The organism is Bordetella genomosp. 12 (assembly GCF_002261355.1).
Lineage (GTDB): Bacteria > Pseudomonadota > Gammaproteobacteria > Burkholderiales > Burkholderiaceae_B > Bordetella.
In genome coordinates this window covers 571,297-585,972 of record NZ_NEVU01000002.1, presented here as the reverse complement: position 1 = coordinate 585,972, position 14,676 = coordinate 571,297, and the positions used below count along the sequence as shown (strand labels likewise).

General features: G+C 63.1%; 15 protein-coding genes. 6 read left to right on the top strand and 9 right to left on the bottom strand.

Features of this window, described 5'->3' with window-relative positions; genetic code table 11:
* Positions 1 to 732: 732 nt before the first annotated feature.
* The gene (locus CAL22_RS21115) at positions 733 to 909 is read right to left on the bottom strand and encodes a hypothetical protein (protein WP_167383579.1); all 177 of its coding nucleotides are present in this window, start codon (positions 907 to 909) and stop codon (positions 733 to 735) included.
* A 191-nt stretch (positions 910 to 1,100) separates the two neighbouring features.
* Between CAL22_RS21115 and gvpU the strand changes: the two genes are divergently transcribed.
* The 3 genes from gvpU to CAL22_RS08045 all read left to right on the top strand — a co-directional run bounded on the left by gvpU (position 1,101) and on the right by CAL22_RS08045 (position 4,658).
* A complete protein-coding gene (gvpU, locus tag CAL22_RS21275; protein WP_244193812.1) occupies positions 1,101 to 1,517 on the top strand; it encodes a gas vesicle accessory protein GvpU in 417 nt (138 codons plus the stop codon).
* 587 nt (positions 1,518 to 2,104) lie between these two features.
* Positions 2,105 to 3,262, top strand: a complete 1,158-nt coding sequence (locus CAL22_RS08050; RefSeq protein WP_143276946.1) for a GGDEF domain-containing protein — start codon at positions 2,105 to 2,107, stop codon at positions 3,260 to 3,262.
* Between the two features lie 37 nt (positions 3,263 to 3,299).
* The gene (locus tag CAL22_RS08045; protein ID WP_094812053.1) at positions 3,300 to 4,658 is read left to right on the top strand and encodes a diguanylate cyclase; all 1,359 of its coding nucleotides are present in this window, start codon (positions 3,300 to 3,302) and stop codon (positions 4,656 to 4,658) included.
* Between the two features lie 22 nt (positions 4,659 to 4,680).
* Here the strand turns inward: CAL22_RS08045 and speG are convergent, their stop codons facing one another.
* The 3 genes from speG to CAL22_RS08030 are packed head-to-tail and all read right to left on the bottom strand — an operon-like array spanning position 4,681 to position 7,188.
* Positions 4,681 to 5,268 carry a spermidine N1-acetyltransferase gene (gene speG / locus CAL22_RS08040; RefSeq protein WP_094812051.1) on the bottom strand — a complete coding sequence of 196 codons (588 nt, stop codon included), beginning with the start codon at positions 5,266 to 5,268 and terminating at the stop codon, positions 4,681 to 4,683.
* A gap of 28 nt (positions 5,269 to 5,296) precedes the next feature.
* Positions 5,297 to 6,403, bottom strand: coding sequence for an AI-2E family transporter (locus CAL22_RS08035; RefSeq protein WP_094812049.1), 1,107 nt, complete (start codon positions 6,401 to 6,403; stop codon positions 5,297 to 5,299).
* On the bottom strand, positions 6,400 to 7,188 hold the full coding sequence (locus CAL22_RS08030) for a DUF3053 family protein (protein WP_094812047.1): 789 nt from the start codon (positions 7,186 to 7,188) through the stop codon (positions 6,400 to 6,402). Before CAL22_RS08030 ends, CAL22_RS08035 begins: the two co-directional genes overlap by 4 nt.
* 689 nt (positions 7,189 to 7,877) lie before the next feature.
* On the opposite strand from CAL22_RS08030, the gene CAL22_RS08025 reads away from it, so the two are divergent.
* Positions 7,878 to 8,159: a hypothetical protein gene (locus CAL22_RS08025; protein ID WP_094812045.1), complete on the top strand. Its 282-nt coding sequence runs from the start codon at positions 7,878 to 7,880 to the stop codon at positions 8,157 to 8,159.
* 68 nt (positions 8,160 to 8,227) lie between these two features.
* A complete protein-coding gene (locus CAL22_RS08020; protein WP_094812043.1) occupies positions 8,228 to 8,893 on the top strand; it encodes a cytochrome b/b6 domain-containing protein in 666 nt (221 codons plus the stop codon).
* Between the two features lie 69 nt (positions 8,894 to 8,962).
* Here the strand turns inward: CAL22_RS08020 and CAL22_RS08015 are convergent, their stop codons facing one another.
* Positions 8,963 to 9,406, bottom strand: a complete 444-nt coding sequence (locus tag CAL22_RS08015; protein ID WP_094812041.1) for a c-type cytochrome — start codon at positions 9,404 to 9,406, stop codon at positions 8,963 to 8,965.
* A gap of 62 nt (positions 9,407 to 9,468) precedes the next feature.
* On the bottom strand, positions 9,469 to 10,845 hold the full coding sequence (purB, locus tag CAL22_RS08010) for an adenylosuccinate lyase (protein WP_094812039.1): 1,377 nt from the start codon (positions 10,843 to 10,845) through the stop codon (positions 9,469 to 9,471).
* A 141-nt stretch (positions 10,846 to 10,986) separates the two neighbouring features.
* Between purB and CAL22_RS08005 the strand changes: the two genes are divergently transcribed.
* Entirely contained in the window at positions 10,987 to 11,595 is a 609-nt protein-coding gene (locus CAL22_RS08005) for a glutathione S-transferase N-terminal domain-containing protein (protein ID WP_094812037.1), read from the top strand.
* Between the two features lie 82 nt (positions 11,596 to 11,677).
* Here CAL22_RS08005 and CAL22_RS08000 read toward each other — a convergent pair whose 3' ends face one another.
* The 3 genes from CAL22_RS08000 to gcvA all read right to left on the bottom strand — a co-directional run bounded on the left by CAL22_RS08000 (position 11,678) and on the right by gcvA (position 14,621).
* Positions 11,678 to 12,499, bottom strand: coding sequence for a sulfite exporter TauE/SafE family protein (locus tag CAL22_RS08000; protein ID WP_094812035.1), 822 nt, complete (start codon positions 12,497 to 12,499; stop codon positions 11,678 to 11,680).
* A gap of 80 nt (positions 12,500 to 12,579) precedes the next feature.
* A complete protein-coding gene (mnmA, locus tag CAL22_RS07995) occupies positions 12,580 to 13,692 on the bottom strand; it encodes a tRNA 2-thiouridine(34) synthase MnmA (protein ID WP_094812033.1) in 1,113 nt (370 codons plus the stop codon).
* An 8-nt stretch (positions 13,693 to 13,700) separates the two neighbouring features.
* Entirely contained in the window at positions 13,701 to 14,621 is a 921-nt protein-coding gene (gene gcvA, locus CAL22_RS07990) for a transcriptional regulator GcvA (RefSeq protein WP_094812031.1), read from the bottom strand.
* Positions 14,622 to 14,676: the final 55 nt, after the last annotated feature.

The following is a 14,676-nucleotide window of genomic DNA, read 5'->3' as shown; positions in this document are numbered from 1 at the left end:
CTTGCCCTGCCCCGATGTGGCCAATCCGCAGCCGCAGGGGACGGACCAGGCCGAGAGCGATGAGGGTCTCGAGCGAGACACCTAGGGCTTCCGTCAGGCGATCGACCTGGCCGCCCCGGGCACGAGCGGCCCGAGCGCTGTCGAGCGAGAGGAACAGAGCGAGACCACGCCGCCCGATAGCGCGATGAGGCGCACCGCGCGCGACCCATCGACGGATCAACGCGCGCTGATGCGAACCGGCGTTCGGCGCGGCGCGCTCGAGCATGAAGGGCGATGCCTGCGGGGCGCAAAAGCGATCAATACATGGCCGCGGGCAGATTGGCAGTGTCGCGCGCCCTCGCCCCCCGCTGCGCATGGGAGTCCGCTCATGCCGCTGCGGGGCGCCGTAAATGCAGGCCTGCTCGGACCCCCGCTATCCCCGGCAAAGGGAAAACTGAACCGAGCGCTGCGTTCACCCCCGGGTTTGCGCGGGGGTGCATCCTGAATGATTGATGCAGCTGGCGCCGGCCTACCCGCGGTCGCTAAGACGGGGCATTCGCCAACTTGCCGATGGCCTGGCACGCACCCTGAGCGTCTTTATCTTCTTCAAAATGTGCGGCAGCATCACCGCTACCGGCGACGATCTTGCCGCGGCAAAGGCTGACCCGCGCTTCGACGGCGCTGGCGCGGTCTTTCAGCCCAAGGCGAGAAGAATCATCTGCGCTTCGCTCTGCCTTGCACCGGCCGGGCTACTCAGTTTGTTTTGGCAAACCGTTTTCGGCCCAGGCCGATAGCCAACAGCGGTCCGGCCGAGGCCATGAAGACGCCGCCCAGCGTCAGAAAGGTGGTGTCGTTGCGCGCGATGCCAATGGCCAGAAAGACCACACCGACGCAAAGCAGAGAGAGCGAAACGGGAAGAAAGGCATTCATGCCCTGAATTATTGCATGGGGGATGCCACGCCTTACCGCACGCGCCGCGCTCAGTGGCCACGAAGCCATGCTCGGCCCGCCTGCCCGCCCTCACATCCGCTCAATAAACCTGCAATTGATGGGCTGATCAGCGCATTGCCCTTCCCACCGCACTTCGATAATGACGCCTCTTTCCCTGCCCGAGGCCTGCCATGCCATCTTTGCCCGATCATCAAACCCCGCGCGCCGACGCCTTCCTGCAATTTCTGGTCAATTTGGTCAACAGCGGCGACGCCCTGCAAGGCATCGGTGTCACGCTCCAGATGGGCGGCATCCTGGTGGGAGGCACCATCGTGTCCGGCGCGGGCTATTTCGACCGTTTCGCCGACAACTTCGCCAGCGAGGTCGATTCGGCATCGGATCGGCAGGCGGTGCGTAACGCCCTGGCCCAACTGGGTGATGTGTTTCGCCAACCCCAGCCCGTCGATCCGCTACCGAACTACATCCATCTGGCCGATGCACTCTTCTTTACCACTGACGGCGAGCCGATCAGCCTGCAGCCCACGCTGTGGCGCGGACGCCTGGCGGAAGTGGATGGCTTCGTGCTGGGCCGCCTGCAGCCCCAGTGAGGCCGACGCAGTAAGGATTGCCACGCTAGGGACAATCCCTAGATGGCGCCGCCCGCGGAAATTCTCTGCAAACAAGCGAATTTGAAATCCGCCGGCGTCGAAAAAAATACTTTTATTTCCTATATTTTCAAAAATCAGCCCATACGGCCCATCACGGCGCCATTTCTCCGGAAGGAAATGCAATTTTTGAAATTATCCCATAAAAAACATTGAGTTATATTACTTACTGGCTTATTGATCACATTATCAAATTAATATAAACCTCAAGTATTTATATTAATATTCCGCTTACTGCGATACGATTGCCACGCATACAGGCCTTTTGGAGGCCTGTATTATTTTTGAGCAGGCGCGGTTTAACTCACCTGTATCCGGCGGCGTCCCGCATGACGCCCCGATCGCCCTCTCGCTGCGGGCATAGCACAAGGTTTGAAGGCGCCACAGCCACGGACGCCACGATGGGAATCAAGGCCGGAAGTGGCTGCTGAACCACCGGGCAGCGCTCTTTTCATTCAAGCGACATCACAGGACTCAATATCTACTCGGACGGGCCGCAGCCGCAGTGCCACCCTCCTTGTTCTACCGCCGTGAATCTGAACTTAAGCGCTACCCAGGTGCTCACGCTGGGCAGCCCTGCCATCGCACTGGTCATCTCGGGAAGCTTCCTGTGCATCTGGAAGTTTCTGGATCGCCGTGCCTACCTCGCACTGCTGGCCTGCGCGTTTCTACTTTATGCTGCGGGCGCGGCCATGCAGATTCTGCAGTGGCCGAGAGACCAGCCGCTCAGCAGCCTGACTTCCTCGGCCGTCTATCTATTGAGCATCTCCTGCATGGCCGAAGGGTTGTTGCGCCGCTACCACCAGCGCGCCGGCCTGGCCTTGGGCGGGGCCGCCCTGATTACCTGGCTGGCAGTCGCCTATCTCTGCTACGCCCAGCCCGAAGACGCCTTACGCAGCCATGTACTGAACTGCGGCATCGGCACCATTCTCAGCGTGGCCGCGTGGCGTATCCGCATCGCCAGCGGCATCAGCGCCATCGATAAGACGGTCCACTGGGTTTTCACGCTTTTTGCGTTGAGCTTCTTTGTCCGCACGCTGCTCATTCTGGCCTTGCCCGCGCAACTCGCGCCACAGGGCTTCGACAGCCTGGCGTTCTGGTTCGTCCTGCAGTTGCTGCTGGTGTTGACCGGCCTGATCCTGGCGCTGCTGCTGTTCGCCGCCAGCCTGACCGATATGATCACGCGCCTGCGCGATGACAGGGACATCGACGGCCTGACCGGGCTATGGAACCGGCGCGCCCTCGACGAGCGCCTGGAGAACCTGATCTCGGGCGCCGGCCTGCGCCCCTTTGCACTCCTGCTCATCGATATCGACCACTTCAAGGCGATCAACGACCGGTATGGCCACGCGGCGGGCGATAACGTGTTGCGCACGGTCAGCCGCCTGATCCGCGACTGCGCTGGGGGAGATGCGCTGGCAGGCCGGGTCGGCGGAGAAGAGTTCGCGATTGTCGTGCCGGCCGAATTGGCCGAGGCGCATACCCTGGCGCAGCGTCTACGCCACATCCTGGCCCAGACCCGCATCCCCGAACTGGAAGATGATCATGTCATCACCGCCAGCACGGGCCTGACTATGCTACAACTCGGCGATACCGTATCCCTCTGGATGCGGCGCGCCGATGTCCTGCTCTACCAGGCCAAGCGCGACGGACGCAATCGCGTGGTGCTGCAAGCCGCCACGGCTTGAGCGCAGCACAGCCTTTCTCTTTTAAGTACTTCCCGTCTTGAAACTCTCTACCGATACGTTCGTGGCGCGCTGGAAGGAAACCTGCGCGCCGTATTCCCGCGACATCCTCAATCTGGCCTTTGAACGCGTCGACAAGCAAGCCGCCGAACTGGCCGATACGTTTTACGAAACCATGCTGGCCGACGACGCGGCCGCCTATTTTCTGTCGGATCAGATCGTCCATCAGAAACTGCACGCTTCCATGCAGGCCTGGTTGCGTTCGGTGTTCGGCGCGGCCGTCCACCAAGACTACGTGACCGCGGTCGCCTTCCAGCAACGGGTCGGAGACGTGCACGCCCGCATCGACATCCCCGTCTATCTGGTGCTGCAAGGCACTCGCATGCTGATCTGTCGCATGCGTGCCACGCTGGCACGCGACCCGGATATCCCCGCCGCGCTGCGCTGGCCGCTGTCGGATTATCTCGGCGAGATCATGCTGTTTGCCATCGAACTCATGTCGCTGGCCTACGCCAACTCGCATGACCGCAATGCGCGCGCCGAGGAAGGCTATCGCCTGCTGAGCCTGTCGCAGAACGTCGGCACAGAGAAGGAACGTCAGCGCGCCGCCCTGCTGGATTGGGAAAACCAATTGTTATTCGGCCTGTCTGTCGGCGACAGTGCCGACAAACTCCGCCGGCTGCGCAAATCCGAGTTCGGCCTGTGGTTTACCCACAAGGCCGCGCATGCCTTCGAAGGCGCCAAGGAGGCCGCTCAGGCCCGGGTACAGATCGAAGCCATCGACAAACTGCTCGACGCACCCGCTGAACCGCAGGACAGAATTCGCCTGCTGCATGCGGTGCGCGAAGCCACCAAGACCCTGGCCTATCTCATCGACGCGCTGTTTGAGAAAGCCGCGCACCTGGATTCCGGGCGCGATACGCTGACCCACTTGCTCAACCGCAAGTTTCTGCACGTCGTAATGAGCAAGGAAGTCGCCTACGCGCGCAAGACGGACTCAGCGTTGTCCGTGCTGATGGTCGATATCGACTACTTCAAGAGCGTCAATGACGAGCATGGCCACGACGCCGGCGACGTCGTGCTGCAACAGGTGGCCACACTGGTGTCCACCTATAGCCGTGGCGGCGACTACACCTTCCGTCTGGGCGGCGAAGAATTCCTGGTGGTGCTGGTCGACGCCGATGCCGTGCAGGCGCTCAATGTCGCCGAAAGCCTGCGCCAACGCCTGGCCGACAAGGCTCTGCTGCTGCCCGACGGCACCCAGCGGCGCGTCACGATGAGCGTGGGCGTGGCCACCCACGATGGCCATCCGGACTACCAGCGCCTGCTCAAACGCGCCGACGATGCGCTCTACGCCGCCAAAGCCCGTGGCCGCAACACCTGTGTGCTGGCCGACTGAAGCGGCCGCCACCGCCCCGGGGTCAGGCCTGCGGGGCTTGCGGCAGCCAGTCGCGCAATACCGAGGCGTGCTCGGGGATCGTGCCGTAGGTGTGCAGGTACTCGGCCTGCAGTAGGCTCATGCGATAGGCATCGCGGTAGCGCCCATTGGAGAAGAACTCTTCACGCAGCTCGCCCTCCACCGAGAAGCCGCAAGCCTGGTAGATGTGCACGGCGGCCGCATTCTGCTTATCCACCACCAGATAGACTTTGTGCAGGTTGAGGACCCGGAAGGCATAGCCGATGGCGATGCGCGTGGCGGCTTTGGCATAGCCATGCCCCTGGAATCCGGGCGCGATGATGATCTGGAACTCGGCCCGCCGGTGGATGTGATTGATCTCCACCAACTCGACCAGCCCCACCATCTGCCCGGCTTCGCGCTCGACGATGAAACGCCGCTCGAACTGATCATGGATGTGCCGGTCATACAGCGCCATCAACTCGTCATAGGCCTCGTAAGGCTCTTCGAACCAATAACGCATGATGGCGTCGTTGTTGTTGAGCGCGTGCACGAAATGCAGGTCACCCCGCTCGAGCGGCCGCAACTGGATATCACTGGCAATGGCTGTCATGTGGGGGTTCTCCTGCGGCGGGCTCGGATCAGGACCGGGCGCGCTTGGTGGTTTCCGGCAAGCTGTCGGCGTCCTTGGGCAGATCCTCCGGAGCCGGCGGCGAAAACAGATCCCAGCAGGCCACGAACAGGGCCGCGATCAGCGGTCCGATGACAAAGCCATTCAAGCCGAACAATGCCATGCCGCCCAGCGTGGAGATCAGAATGACGTAGTCCGGCAGCTTGGTGTCCTTGCCAACCAGAATGGGCCGCAACACATTGTCGACCATACCGATGACCAGGACGCTGAACAGAATCAACACCACGCCCTGCCAGATGGCCCCTGTCACGAGGAAATAGATCGCCACCGGCGCCCAGATCAGCCCTGCCCCCACGGCCGGCAGCAAAGACAGAAAGCCCATGATGACACCCCAGAGCAATGCCCCCTGGATATCGAGCACCCAGAAAATGATGCCGCCCAGCGCGCCTTGCACCGCCGCCACGGCGATATTGCCCTTGACGGTGGCACGCACCACCGTGGTGAACTTGCGGAACAGATGCTGTTTGTAATCCTCATCCAGCGGAACAGCGCGCCGCAGGCGGCGCGACAGACGCGAGCCGTCACGCAAGAGGAAGTAAAGCAGATAGAGCATCACCCCGAAGCTGACCAGAAACTGCGCCGTGTCCTGCCCGATATTGACCAATTGCGTCGCCAGGAACTGGCTCACCTGCATGGCGCCGGCGGACAGTTTTTCCTCGATGCTGCCCAGATCATCCAGGTCAAAGCGCGCCAGCAGGTCATGCACCATGGGCGGCATGGCATCCATGATTTGCTGGAAATAGGCGCCGAAATTCAGCGAGCCCGACCGCATGCGCTGATAGAGACTGGCGCCTTCCTGCACCAGGGAACCCGTGATCAGCGCCAGCGGAATGATCACCACCAGCAACACCAGGCCCAGCGAAAGCAAGGCCGCCAGATTGGTCCGCGGCGCCAGCCTGCGGGCGATTTTGCGATGCAGGGGCGCGAAGATGATGGCGAGGATGGTGCCCCAGAATACGGCACCGAAGAAAGGCCAGAGCAGCCAGAGAAAAGCCAGGGTAACGGCGATCAGCAGGACGATGAACGTCCGGTTGTGCAGAAGAGGCGATTGCGTCATGAGTCGTCCTGAAAACGCGGCGCGGGCGCCTGTGAGGGGGAAGCCCCGTCGGGCTCGGGCGGACACAGACCCAATTCCTGGCAGCGCGCGGCGGCACGCTCCAGATTGCGCGATTGCGCATTGAGTGTATCCAGCAAGGCATTGAGTGCATCACGCACCGAGGGATCCTGCACCTGGGTCAAGGGGCCGGTGGTGGCGATCTGATCCTGATGCAAGGCAGCAAAATCGGCGACTTTCAGCGACGCCGACAGCGGCCCTTCCAGCAGGTCCCAAACCGGCCCGATGGCGGCCTGCGGCCCGATCACCAGGCGTTCGAAGGCCTGATCATAGGCCGTCTTGAGGTCCGCGGCCTGCAACAGGTCGGCCCGCTGCGATAAAGCTTGCCGATAAGCCTGTTCGAGGCGCTGTTGTTCGCGGTGGATACTGGCTCGCAGTGCCAGCAAACGTTCGCGGCGAGCCGAGATTTCTGCCAGGCTGTGGGCCGGCAACTCGGCCAGTGCCTGACTCATTCCGTGCGCCGCGTGCGCCAGCGCCTGCCGATAATCACCGATCACCGCATATTGCCGCTGGTACTCGCCGAATTGCTTGAGCGTCTCCGTATCGGGCGCGGCAGGACTGTCCTGCTGCAACCAGGCAATGAGCGCGGCACGCTCCCGCGGTTCGTTCTGTGAGCAGGCCGCCACGCTCAGGGCGAGCGCGGCAAGCAATGCCGCGCGCAGCACATAAGCCCCTCCCGAAAACAGGGACAGGCGGTGCAGCAAGGGTGGCAACACGGAAGTCAACAAGTAGGCGTCTACCTATCCAACGCGGAACTCAGAGCTTAGCCTAACCCGTCCCCATTCTCGCCAGCGCAGAGGATTTTGTTGCGAACGTAAGCCAGCTGTCACAACAAGGCTTGACAAAACAAATACTTAGCCATATCATCGATTGGATTGGCATGATCATCGCCTTTTAGCCCAAGCAAAACGAGTCGCTTTCAAGCCCTCAAGAACGCTGCCAGGCACAAGGCCGATATCAACTACGGATCGATCACCGCCCCTGGCATTAGGCCTTAAGGCCCGCCCGCGGTGTTTGCCGTAAGGCGTTTTGCGCACACTTTGCGCCCCTCGCCCCCGCCGACGCCCTCACCTGGCGCCGGCAGCCAATCCACATCGATGTTGGCCCTCATGGGCCGCCGCCACTTCCAATATCTATTCTGCGGCAACAACATCGGTATCGCTCGGGAGGTTTGCGCCGGGCAAGCAGCATGTTTCGCTTTACACCCGCAACACGTTGACCCCTGCGGTGTTTCCGCCAGCAAACCAGGTACGGCCATATTGGCCATCGCAACGCCAGGGAAACCTGCGTCCCGCAACGGCCATATTGGCCACCGCCCTAAGCGGGCACCGGCGCGCCACCCGCGCCAACATAGAAGTACGCAAACCGGTCAAACCGGAGCCGTGTTTCCATACAACAACTTTAACGAGGAAAACATATGAATAAGCTGTTCAACACCCAGGACCTGGTGCGCCGCCCGATCCAGTCCAAGCTGAATGACATGCCCATCAACGTGGGAGATGTCGTTCACCTGAAGCTCGCCGATGGCAAAGCCATTCGCGCCGCGGTCATTTTCAACGCGCCCATCAACGGCACGACCACGTACACGACCGAACTGATTCAACCTTGCGGCGCCAAGCTCGGCCAGCGCATTCGCTTTCGCCATGAGCATGTGCACCGCATCGAATCCGTGTCGCGTCAACGCCGGCTTTCGGCCTGAACCCCCGGATCCGCGGCGCGGGCCCCATGCTACATTGGCCGCGTCTGACACTGCGGGACTGAAGCATCATGCCTTCCACGCTGCGCATCTGGGATCTTCCCACCCGATTGTTTCATTGGGCCCTGGTGGCCTGTGTGACAGGCGCTTTCGTCACCGTCAAGCTGGGCGGCCTGTACATGGACTGGCATGTCCGCTTCGGGCTGGCCACGCTGGGGCTGATCCTGTTTCGCCTGCTGTGGGGCGTGTGCGGCTCGCGGTATGCGCGCTTTACCCAGTTTGTGCGCGGCCCCCGCGCCCTGGCGGCCTATTTGCGCGGACAGTTACGCACGGCTGGCCACAACCCGCTGGGCGCGCTATCCGTGCTGGCCATGCTGCTTGCGCTGGGCTTTCAGGCAGTCAGCGGCCTGTTCGTCAGCGATGACATCATGATTCAAGGGCCGCTCAATAGCGCCATCGCCCCCGAGCTGGCGGCCAGACTCACCCGACTGCACAAAGCCAACGAATGGCTGCTGCTGGCATTGGTCGGCCTGCATGTGCTGGCCGTGCTATGGCATGCCCTCGTTCTGCGCCAGCCACTGATCAAGAGCATGATCACGGGAGACGGCGCCGCATCCCCCGGCCTCGTCCCGGCGCGGGACGATCTGTCATTGCGCTTGCGGGCGCTGCTGCTCGCCGCCTGCTGCGCCGCACTGGTGCTGTGGCTCAACAGCCTGGACACGCTGCCCGCCTATTGAGCACAACGGCCCCGCCTGCAAAACACAACGCCCCATGACGGGGCGTTGTGTTTTGCAGGCGGGGCAGGCTTACTTTTTGCGGTAGGCGTCATGACAGGCCTTGCAACTGGCCCCGACGTCGCCAAAAGCGGCCCGCACCTTGGCCAGATCGCCGCTGTCAGCCGCGACCGACAGCTTGTCGACGTTGGCCATGAATTGCTGCTGCTTCGCTTTGAAACCGGCCGCGTCGGCCCAGACCTCGGGCCTGGCGCCGCCCCCCTCGGTACCCGGACCAAAGCCGGCCCAGGGCAGCGCGGCCAGCGTTTTGAGAATGTCCACGTTGGCCTTGATCTGGGCCGCGTCATAAGGCGCCTGCCCCCGCACCACCGGTTGCATGCGGCTGAAGTGTGAAGCCATCACGGTCAGCGCGGCCTGGCGGTACTTGACAGCGTCTTCGGGCTTGGCGAACTGTGCGGCTGCCGGAGCAGCCGCGGCCGTACAGGCCAGGGCAATGAGGGCAATCAGCTTCTTCACGGAGATCTCCTGAGGCGGGGCGAAGCGCCGGCGGGCTGACGGCCGCGCCGGCGTGTCACTCACTATACCGCCCGGGCCAACTCGACGGCCAGACCCAGATAGGAGCGCGGGGTCATGTCCAGCAGGCGCTGTTTGGCATCGGCGGGCAACTCCAGGCCAGCGATGAACTCGCGCAGCGCGCTTTCGGTGATGCCCTTGCCGCGCGTCAGGGCCTTGAGCTGCTCATAGGGCTGCGGCAGGCCATAGCGGCGCATGACGGTCTGCACCGGCTCGGCCAGCACTTCCCAGCAAGCGTCGATATCGGCGTCGATCGCCGCGACGTTGACTTCCAGCTTGTTCAGCCCGCGCATGCAGGCATCCCATGCCACCAGGCAATAGCCAAACCCCACGCCCAGATTGCGCAGCACGGTCGAGTCGGTCAGATCACGCTGCCAGCGCGAGACAGGCAGCTTGTCGGAGAGGTGGCGCAGCACGGCATTGGCCAGGCCCAGGTTGCCTTCGGAGTTTTCGAAGTCAATGGGGTTGACCTTATGCGGCATGGTCGAGGAGCCGACCTCGCCATCCTTGAGGCGCTGCTTGAAGTAACCCAGGGCGATATAGCCCCAGATGTCGCGGTCCAGATCGAGCACGATGATGTTGGCGCGGGTCACGGCATCGAACAGCGCCGACATCCAATCATGCGGTTCGATCTGAATGGTGTGGCGGTTTTGCGTCAAGCCCAGGCCGGCCAGCACCTTGCGGCTGAACTCGGGCCAGTCGATCTCGGGGTAAGCCGACAGGTGGGCGTTGTAGTTGCCGGTCGCGCCGTTGAGCTTGGCCAGCGGTTCGACGGCCTCGATGGCCGCGATGGCACGCGCCAGGCGGGCGGCCACGTTGGCGAATTCTTTGCCCAGCGTCGTGGGGCTGGCGGGCTGACCATGCGTGCGCGACAGCATGGGTTGCGCGGCATTGTCCAGGGCCAGGGTGTTGAGCTTGGCCTGCATCTCGCGCAGGCGCGGCAGCAGCACCTGGTCGCGGGCGCGGGTGAGCATCAGCGCATGCGACGTGTTGTTGATGTCTTCGGACGTGCAGGCGAAGTGGATGAACTCCGCGGCGCGCGCCAGCTCGGCGTCATCGGCGACGCGCTCTTTGAGCCAGTACTCGACCGCTTTGACGTCGTGATTGGTGACGCGCTCGATGTCCTTGATGCGGGCGGCATCGGCTTCGGAGAAGTCCGCGACCAGCTGCGCCAGCCGGGCGCGGGCGGCGGCGGAAAACACCGGCAACTCGGGCAGGCCAGCATCCGACAGCGCGACCAGCCAGGCCACTTCGACCTCGACCCGATGCGCCATGAAACCAGCTTCCGACAGCAGCCCCCGCAGGGCATCGCTGCGCGACGCGTAGCGCCCATCCAGTGGCGAAAGAGCATTGAGTTGGGTAAGCTGGTCGGCAATCTGCATGATCGGAGAAAAATGGCGGTTGAAAGCGGGTTCCGATTTTATCACCCGCAGTCCTGTAACACCGTGCGCCCCTCCCCTCAATCCGAGAGGGCGGCCCAGCCTGCTATACTGCGGCCGCTTTCCGACTCCGTCCATAACTCCATGAAACTTATCGGTTCGCTTACCAGCCCCTACGTGCGCAAAGTCCGCGTCGTGATGGCCGAGAAAAAGCTGGATTACCAGCTGGAACTCGAAAACGTCTGGTCCCCCGATACGCAGATCCAGCAATTCAATCCGCTCGGCAAGGTCCCTTGCCTGGTGATGGAAGACGGCGGCGCGCTGTTTGATTCGCGCGTCATCGTAGAGTATCTGGACACGCTGTCGCCCGTCGCCCGGCTCATCCCGCAGCCCGGCCGCGAACGCGCCGCGGTCAAGTGCTGGGAAGCGATCGCCGACGGCCTGCTCGACGCCTGCGTCACCATCGTCAAGGAAAACCAGCGCCCCGAGTCGCAACGCAGCGCCGACTGGATCGAACGCCAGTACAGCAAGATCCGCGCCGCCCTGCGCGCCATGGACGGCAGCCTGGGCGAGCATGTGCACTGCATGGGCGTGAACTACACCCTGGCGGACATCGCCGTGGGCTGCGCGCTGGGCTATCTGGACCTGCGCTTTGCCAGCTTGAACTGGCGCGCCGATCATGCCAATCTGGCTCGTCTGTACGACAAGCTATCGGCCCGGCCGTCTTTCACCGACACGCTGCCTCCTACCTGATACCGGCAACGCTCAGTCAGCAGAACGCCCCTGGCATCCGCATGCCAGGGGCGTTTTGTTTCGAGCACGACGCGGCGCGGCCTTACGCCATGAACGCCTGGCAGGCTTTGAACAGCATGTAGGCGGCCAGGCAGAACAACAGGCCCGAGAACACGCGTTTGAGCGTGGCCACCGGCAAGCGATGCGCCAGGCGCGCGCCCATGGGCGCGGTCAACACGCTGGTGCAGATCAGCGCCAGCAGCGCCGGCCAGTAGATGAAACCCAACATCCCGGGCCGATGCACGCCTTCGGCCAGCCCCGAGGCCACATAACCGATGCTGTTGGCCAACGCGATCGGAAACCCGAGCGCGGCCGAGGTCGAGACAGCCACGAGCAGCGACACATTGCACCAGACCATGAACGGCACCGACAGAAAGCCGCCGCCGGCGCCCACCAGCCCGGAGACAAAGCCTATGCCCGCTCCCGCCGCCGTCGTGCCCGCTACCCCAGGCATATGGCGGCTGGGCTTGGGCTTTTTGCTGCGTAGCATGCTCCAGGCCGAATAACCCACGAACAAGGCAAAAAAGAGCGACAGCCAGGCCGTGCTGATGGCCGCGAACGCGGCGCCCCCGGACAGCAGCCCCCCCACGATGATCCCGGGCGCCAGCGCGAACACGATCTTCCAGTCGATCGTGCCTTTCTTCTGGTGCGCGCGCACACTGGAGATCGAGGTGAACAGGATCGAAGTCATGGAGGTCGCGATGGCCGCATGCACGACCATGTCCGCCGGCACGATCCCCTTCCAGCTGAACAACATGGTCAAGAACGGCACCAGCATCATGCCGCCGCCGATTCCCAGCAGACCGGCCGCAAAGCCCACGATCCCTCCCAGAATCAGCAGGCAAACCACCATCGTCACATCCACGCTCGTCTCCTATCGTTATTGTTAAAAAGCGGCCGGCAGGCCCCTGCGGCCGGCCTCAAGGCCCCAGCGCCGCCAGGCAATCAGTTGATGATGCCGCCGCCGAGGCAAACCTCGCCGTCGTAGAGCACGGCGGACTGACCCGGCGTGACCGCCCATTGATCCTGGGCAAACGACAAAGCGAATCCTTGCGCATCGGCCTCGAGGCGGCAGGCGGCGTCGGCCTGGCGGTAGCGGGTCTTGGCGGCATAGTCGCCGGGCGCGGGCGCCTGGCCGTCAATCCAGCTGACGTCCTGCGCGTGCAGGCTGCGGCTCAACAACCAGGGATGGTCATGCCCCTGCACCACATACAGCGCGTTGTGCTTCAGGTCTTTGCGAGCGGTATACCAGGCGTCGGCCGTGCCGTCTTCGCGCTGCTGCCCCTTGACGCCGCCGATGCCCAGCCCTTTGCGCTGGCCCAATGTGTAGAACGCCAGGCCATGATGCTGGCCCAGGCGCTTGCCTTCGGGCGTGAGGATGGGACCCGGCGCGGTCGGCAGATAGCGGCTGAGGAACTCGCGAAACGGCCGCTCGCCGATAAAGCAGATGCCCGTGGAGTCTTTCTTGGCGGCATTGTGCAGCCCGATCTCATGGGCGATGCGGCGCACTTCGGTCTTGTGCAGCTCGCCCAGCGGAAACAAGGTGCGCGCCAACTGCGCCTGATTCAGGCGGTGCAGGAAATAGCTCTGATCCTTGCTGCCGTCGAGCGCCTTGAGCAACTGAAAGCGCCGCCCGCGGTCGCTGTCGACGGCGCGCACGCGCGCGTAATGGCCCGTGGCGATATGTTCGGCGCCCAGCGCCATCGCATGATCCAGGAAGGCCTTGAACTTGATCTCGGCATTGCACAGGACGTCGGGGTTGGGCGTACGGCCAGCGGAGTACTCGCGCAGGAAATCCGCAAACACGCGATCCTTGTATTCCGTCGCAAAGTTGACGTACTCGAACTCCACCCCGACCAGATCGGCCACACTGGCCGCATCCAGCAGATCCTGGCGCGTCGAGCAGTATTCGGAGTCGTCGTCATCCTCCCAGTTCTTCATGAACAGGCCGATGACTTCATAGCCCTGTTGCTTGAGCAGCCAGGCAGTGACCGAGGAGTCGACCCCGCCGGACATGCCGACCACGACACGGCCTTTCTTTGGTGATGTGTGAACCATGATGCAGCTTATTTTAAGGGCAGAGCATTGTCCGGCGCGGGCTCGGCCGCGCGCGAGACCTCCATGAGCCAGGAGCGGAAGGCCTGCAAGGTCGGCGAACTGGCTTTCTGCTCGGGATAGCAGAGGTAATAGCCCTGGCGGGCCCGGATGGGCAGTTGCAGCGGCACGACGAGCTTGCCGTCGCGCAACTCATCCTCGATCAGGCAGCGCGGGATGAGGGCAATCCCAAAGCCGGCCGCGGCCGCCTGCGACAAGAGCGAATACTGATCGAAGCGCGCGCCTTCCAGCGCCCGGCGCGCGTCACAGCCGGCCTGCTCGAACCAGTCGCGCCAACCCTCGAGCGCCGAAGTATGGTGCAGCAGCGGATAACGCAGCAGCTCCTCGGCCTCGCTACAGGACTGTGGAATCAAGCGCGGGCTACAGACGGGCAGGATCTCGCGGCCAACGATATAGTCCGCGCCGCTGCCGGGCCAGACGCCTTCGCCGAAACGCACCGCCGCGTCGAGCTCGGGCGTGGAGAAATCGTAGCCCTGCCGGTGCGGCAGGAATTCCACATGGATGTCCGGCCGCAGGCGCCGGAATGCCGTCAGGCGCGGAATCAGCCAGCGCGCCCCGAAAGTCGGCATGGACGTCAGGCGTACTGTGCCCCCCCGGCCCTGGTGGGCGATGAGCTCCACCGTGGCGGCTTCGATCTGGCTCAACCCGGCCTGCACCTGTTTGAGATAGCTGCGGCCGGCCTCGGTCAAAACCAGGCCTTGCCTGATCCGCAGGAATAATTCGACGCCAACAAATTCTTCAAGATGTTTCACTTGTTTGCTGACCGCGCCCTGCGTGACGCATAGTTCCTGGGCCGCGCGGGTAAAACTGCTATGCCGTGCAGCCACTTCGAAAGCTTGCAGGTCGGTAAGCGAGGGGCAGAATCGGCGCATGGTTTAAGCCCGGGCCGGAAATACAGAATGCCCTGGCATGAAAAAAAGTAATAGC

Coding starts and splice junctions, on each gene's coding strand:
- mnmA (WP_094812033.1), bottom strand. CDS start 13,692: ATGGTTCACACATCACCAAAGAAAGGCCGTGTCGTGGTCGGCATGTCC.
- CAL22_RS08020 (WP_094812043.1), top strand. CDS start 8,228: ATGCCTTCCACGCTGCGCATCTGGGATCTTCCCACCCGATTGTTTCAT.
- CAL22_RS21115 (WP_167383579.1), bottom strand. CDS start 909: ATGAATGCCTTTCTTCCCGTTTCGCTCTCTCTGCTTTGCGTCGGTGTG.
- CAL22_RS08025 (WP_094812045.1), top strand. CDS start 7,878: ATGAATAAGCTGTTCAACACCCAGGACCTGGTGCGCCGCCCGATCCAG.
- purB (WP_094812039.1), bottom strand. CDS start 10,845: ATGCAGATTGCCGACCAGCTTACCCAACTCAATGCTCTTTCGCCACTG.
- gvpU (WP_244193812.1), top strand. CDS start 1,101: ATGCCATCTTTGCCCGATCATCAAACCCCGCGCGCCGACGCCTTCCTG.
- CAL22_RS08005 (WP_094812037.1), top strand. CDS start 10,987: ATGAAACTTATCGGTTCGCTTACCAGCCCCTACGTGCGCAAAGTCCGC.
- CAL22_RS08035 (WP_094812049.1), bottom strand. CDS start 6,403: ATGACGCAATCGCCTCTTCTGCACAACCGGACGTTCATCGTCCTGCTG.
- gcvA (WP_094812031.1), bottom strand. CDS start 14,621: ATGCGCCGATTCTGCCCCTCGCTTACCGACCTGCAAGCTTTCGAAGTG.
- speG (WP_094812051.1), bottom strand. CDS start 5,268: ATGACAGCCATTGCCAGTGATATCCAGTTGCGGCCGCTCGAGCGGGGT.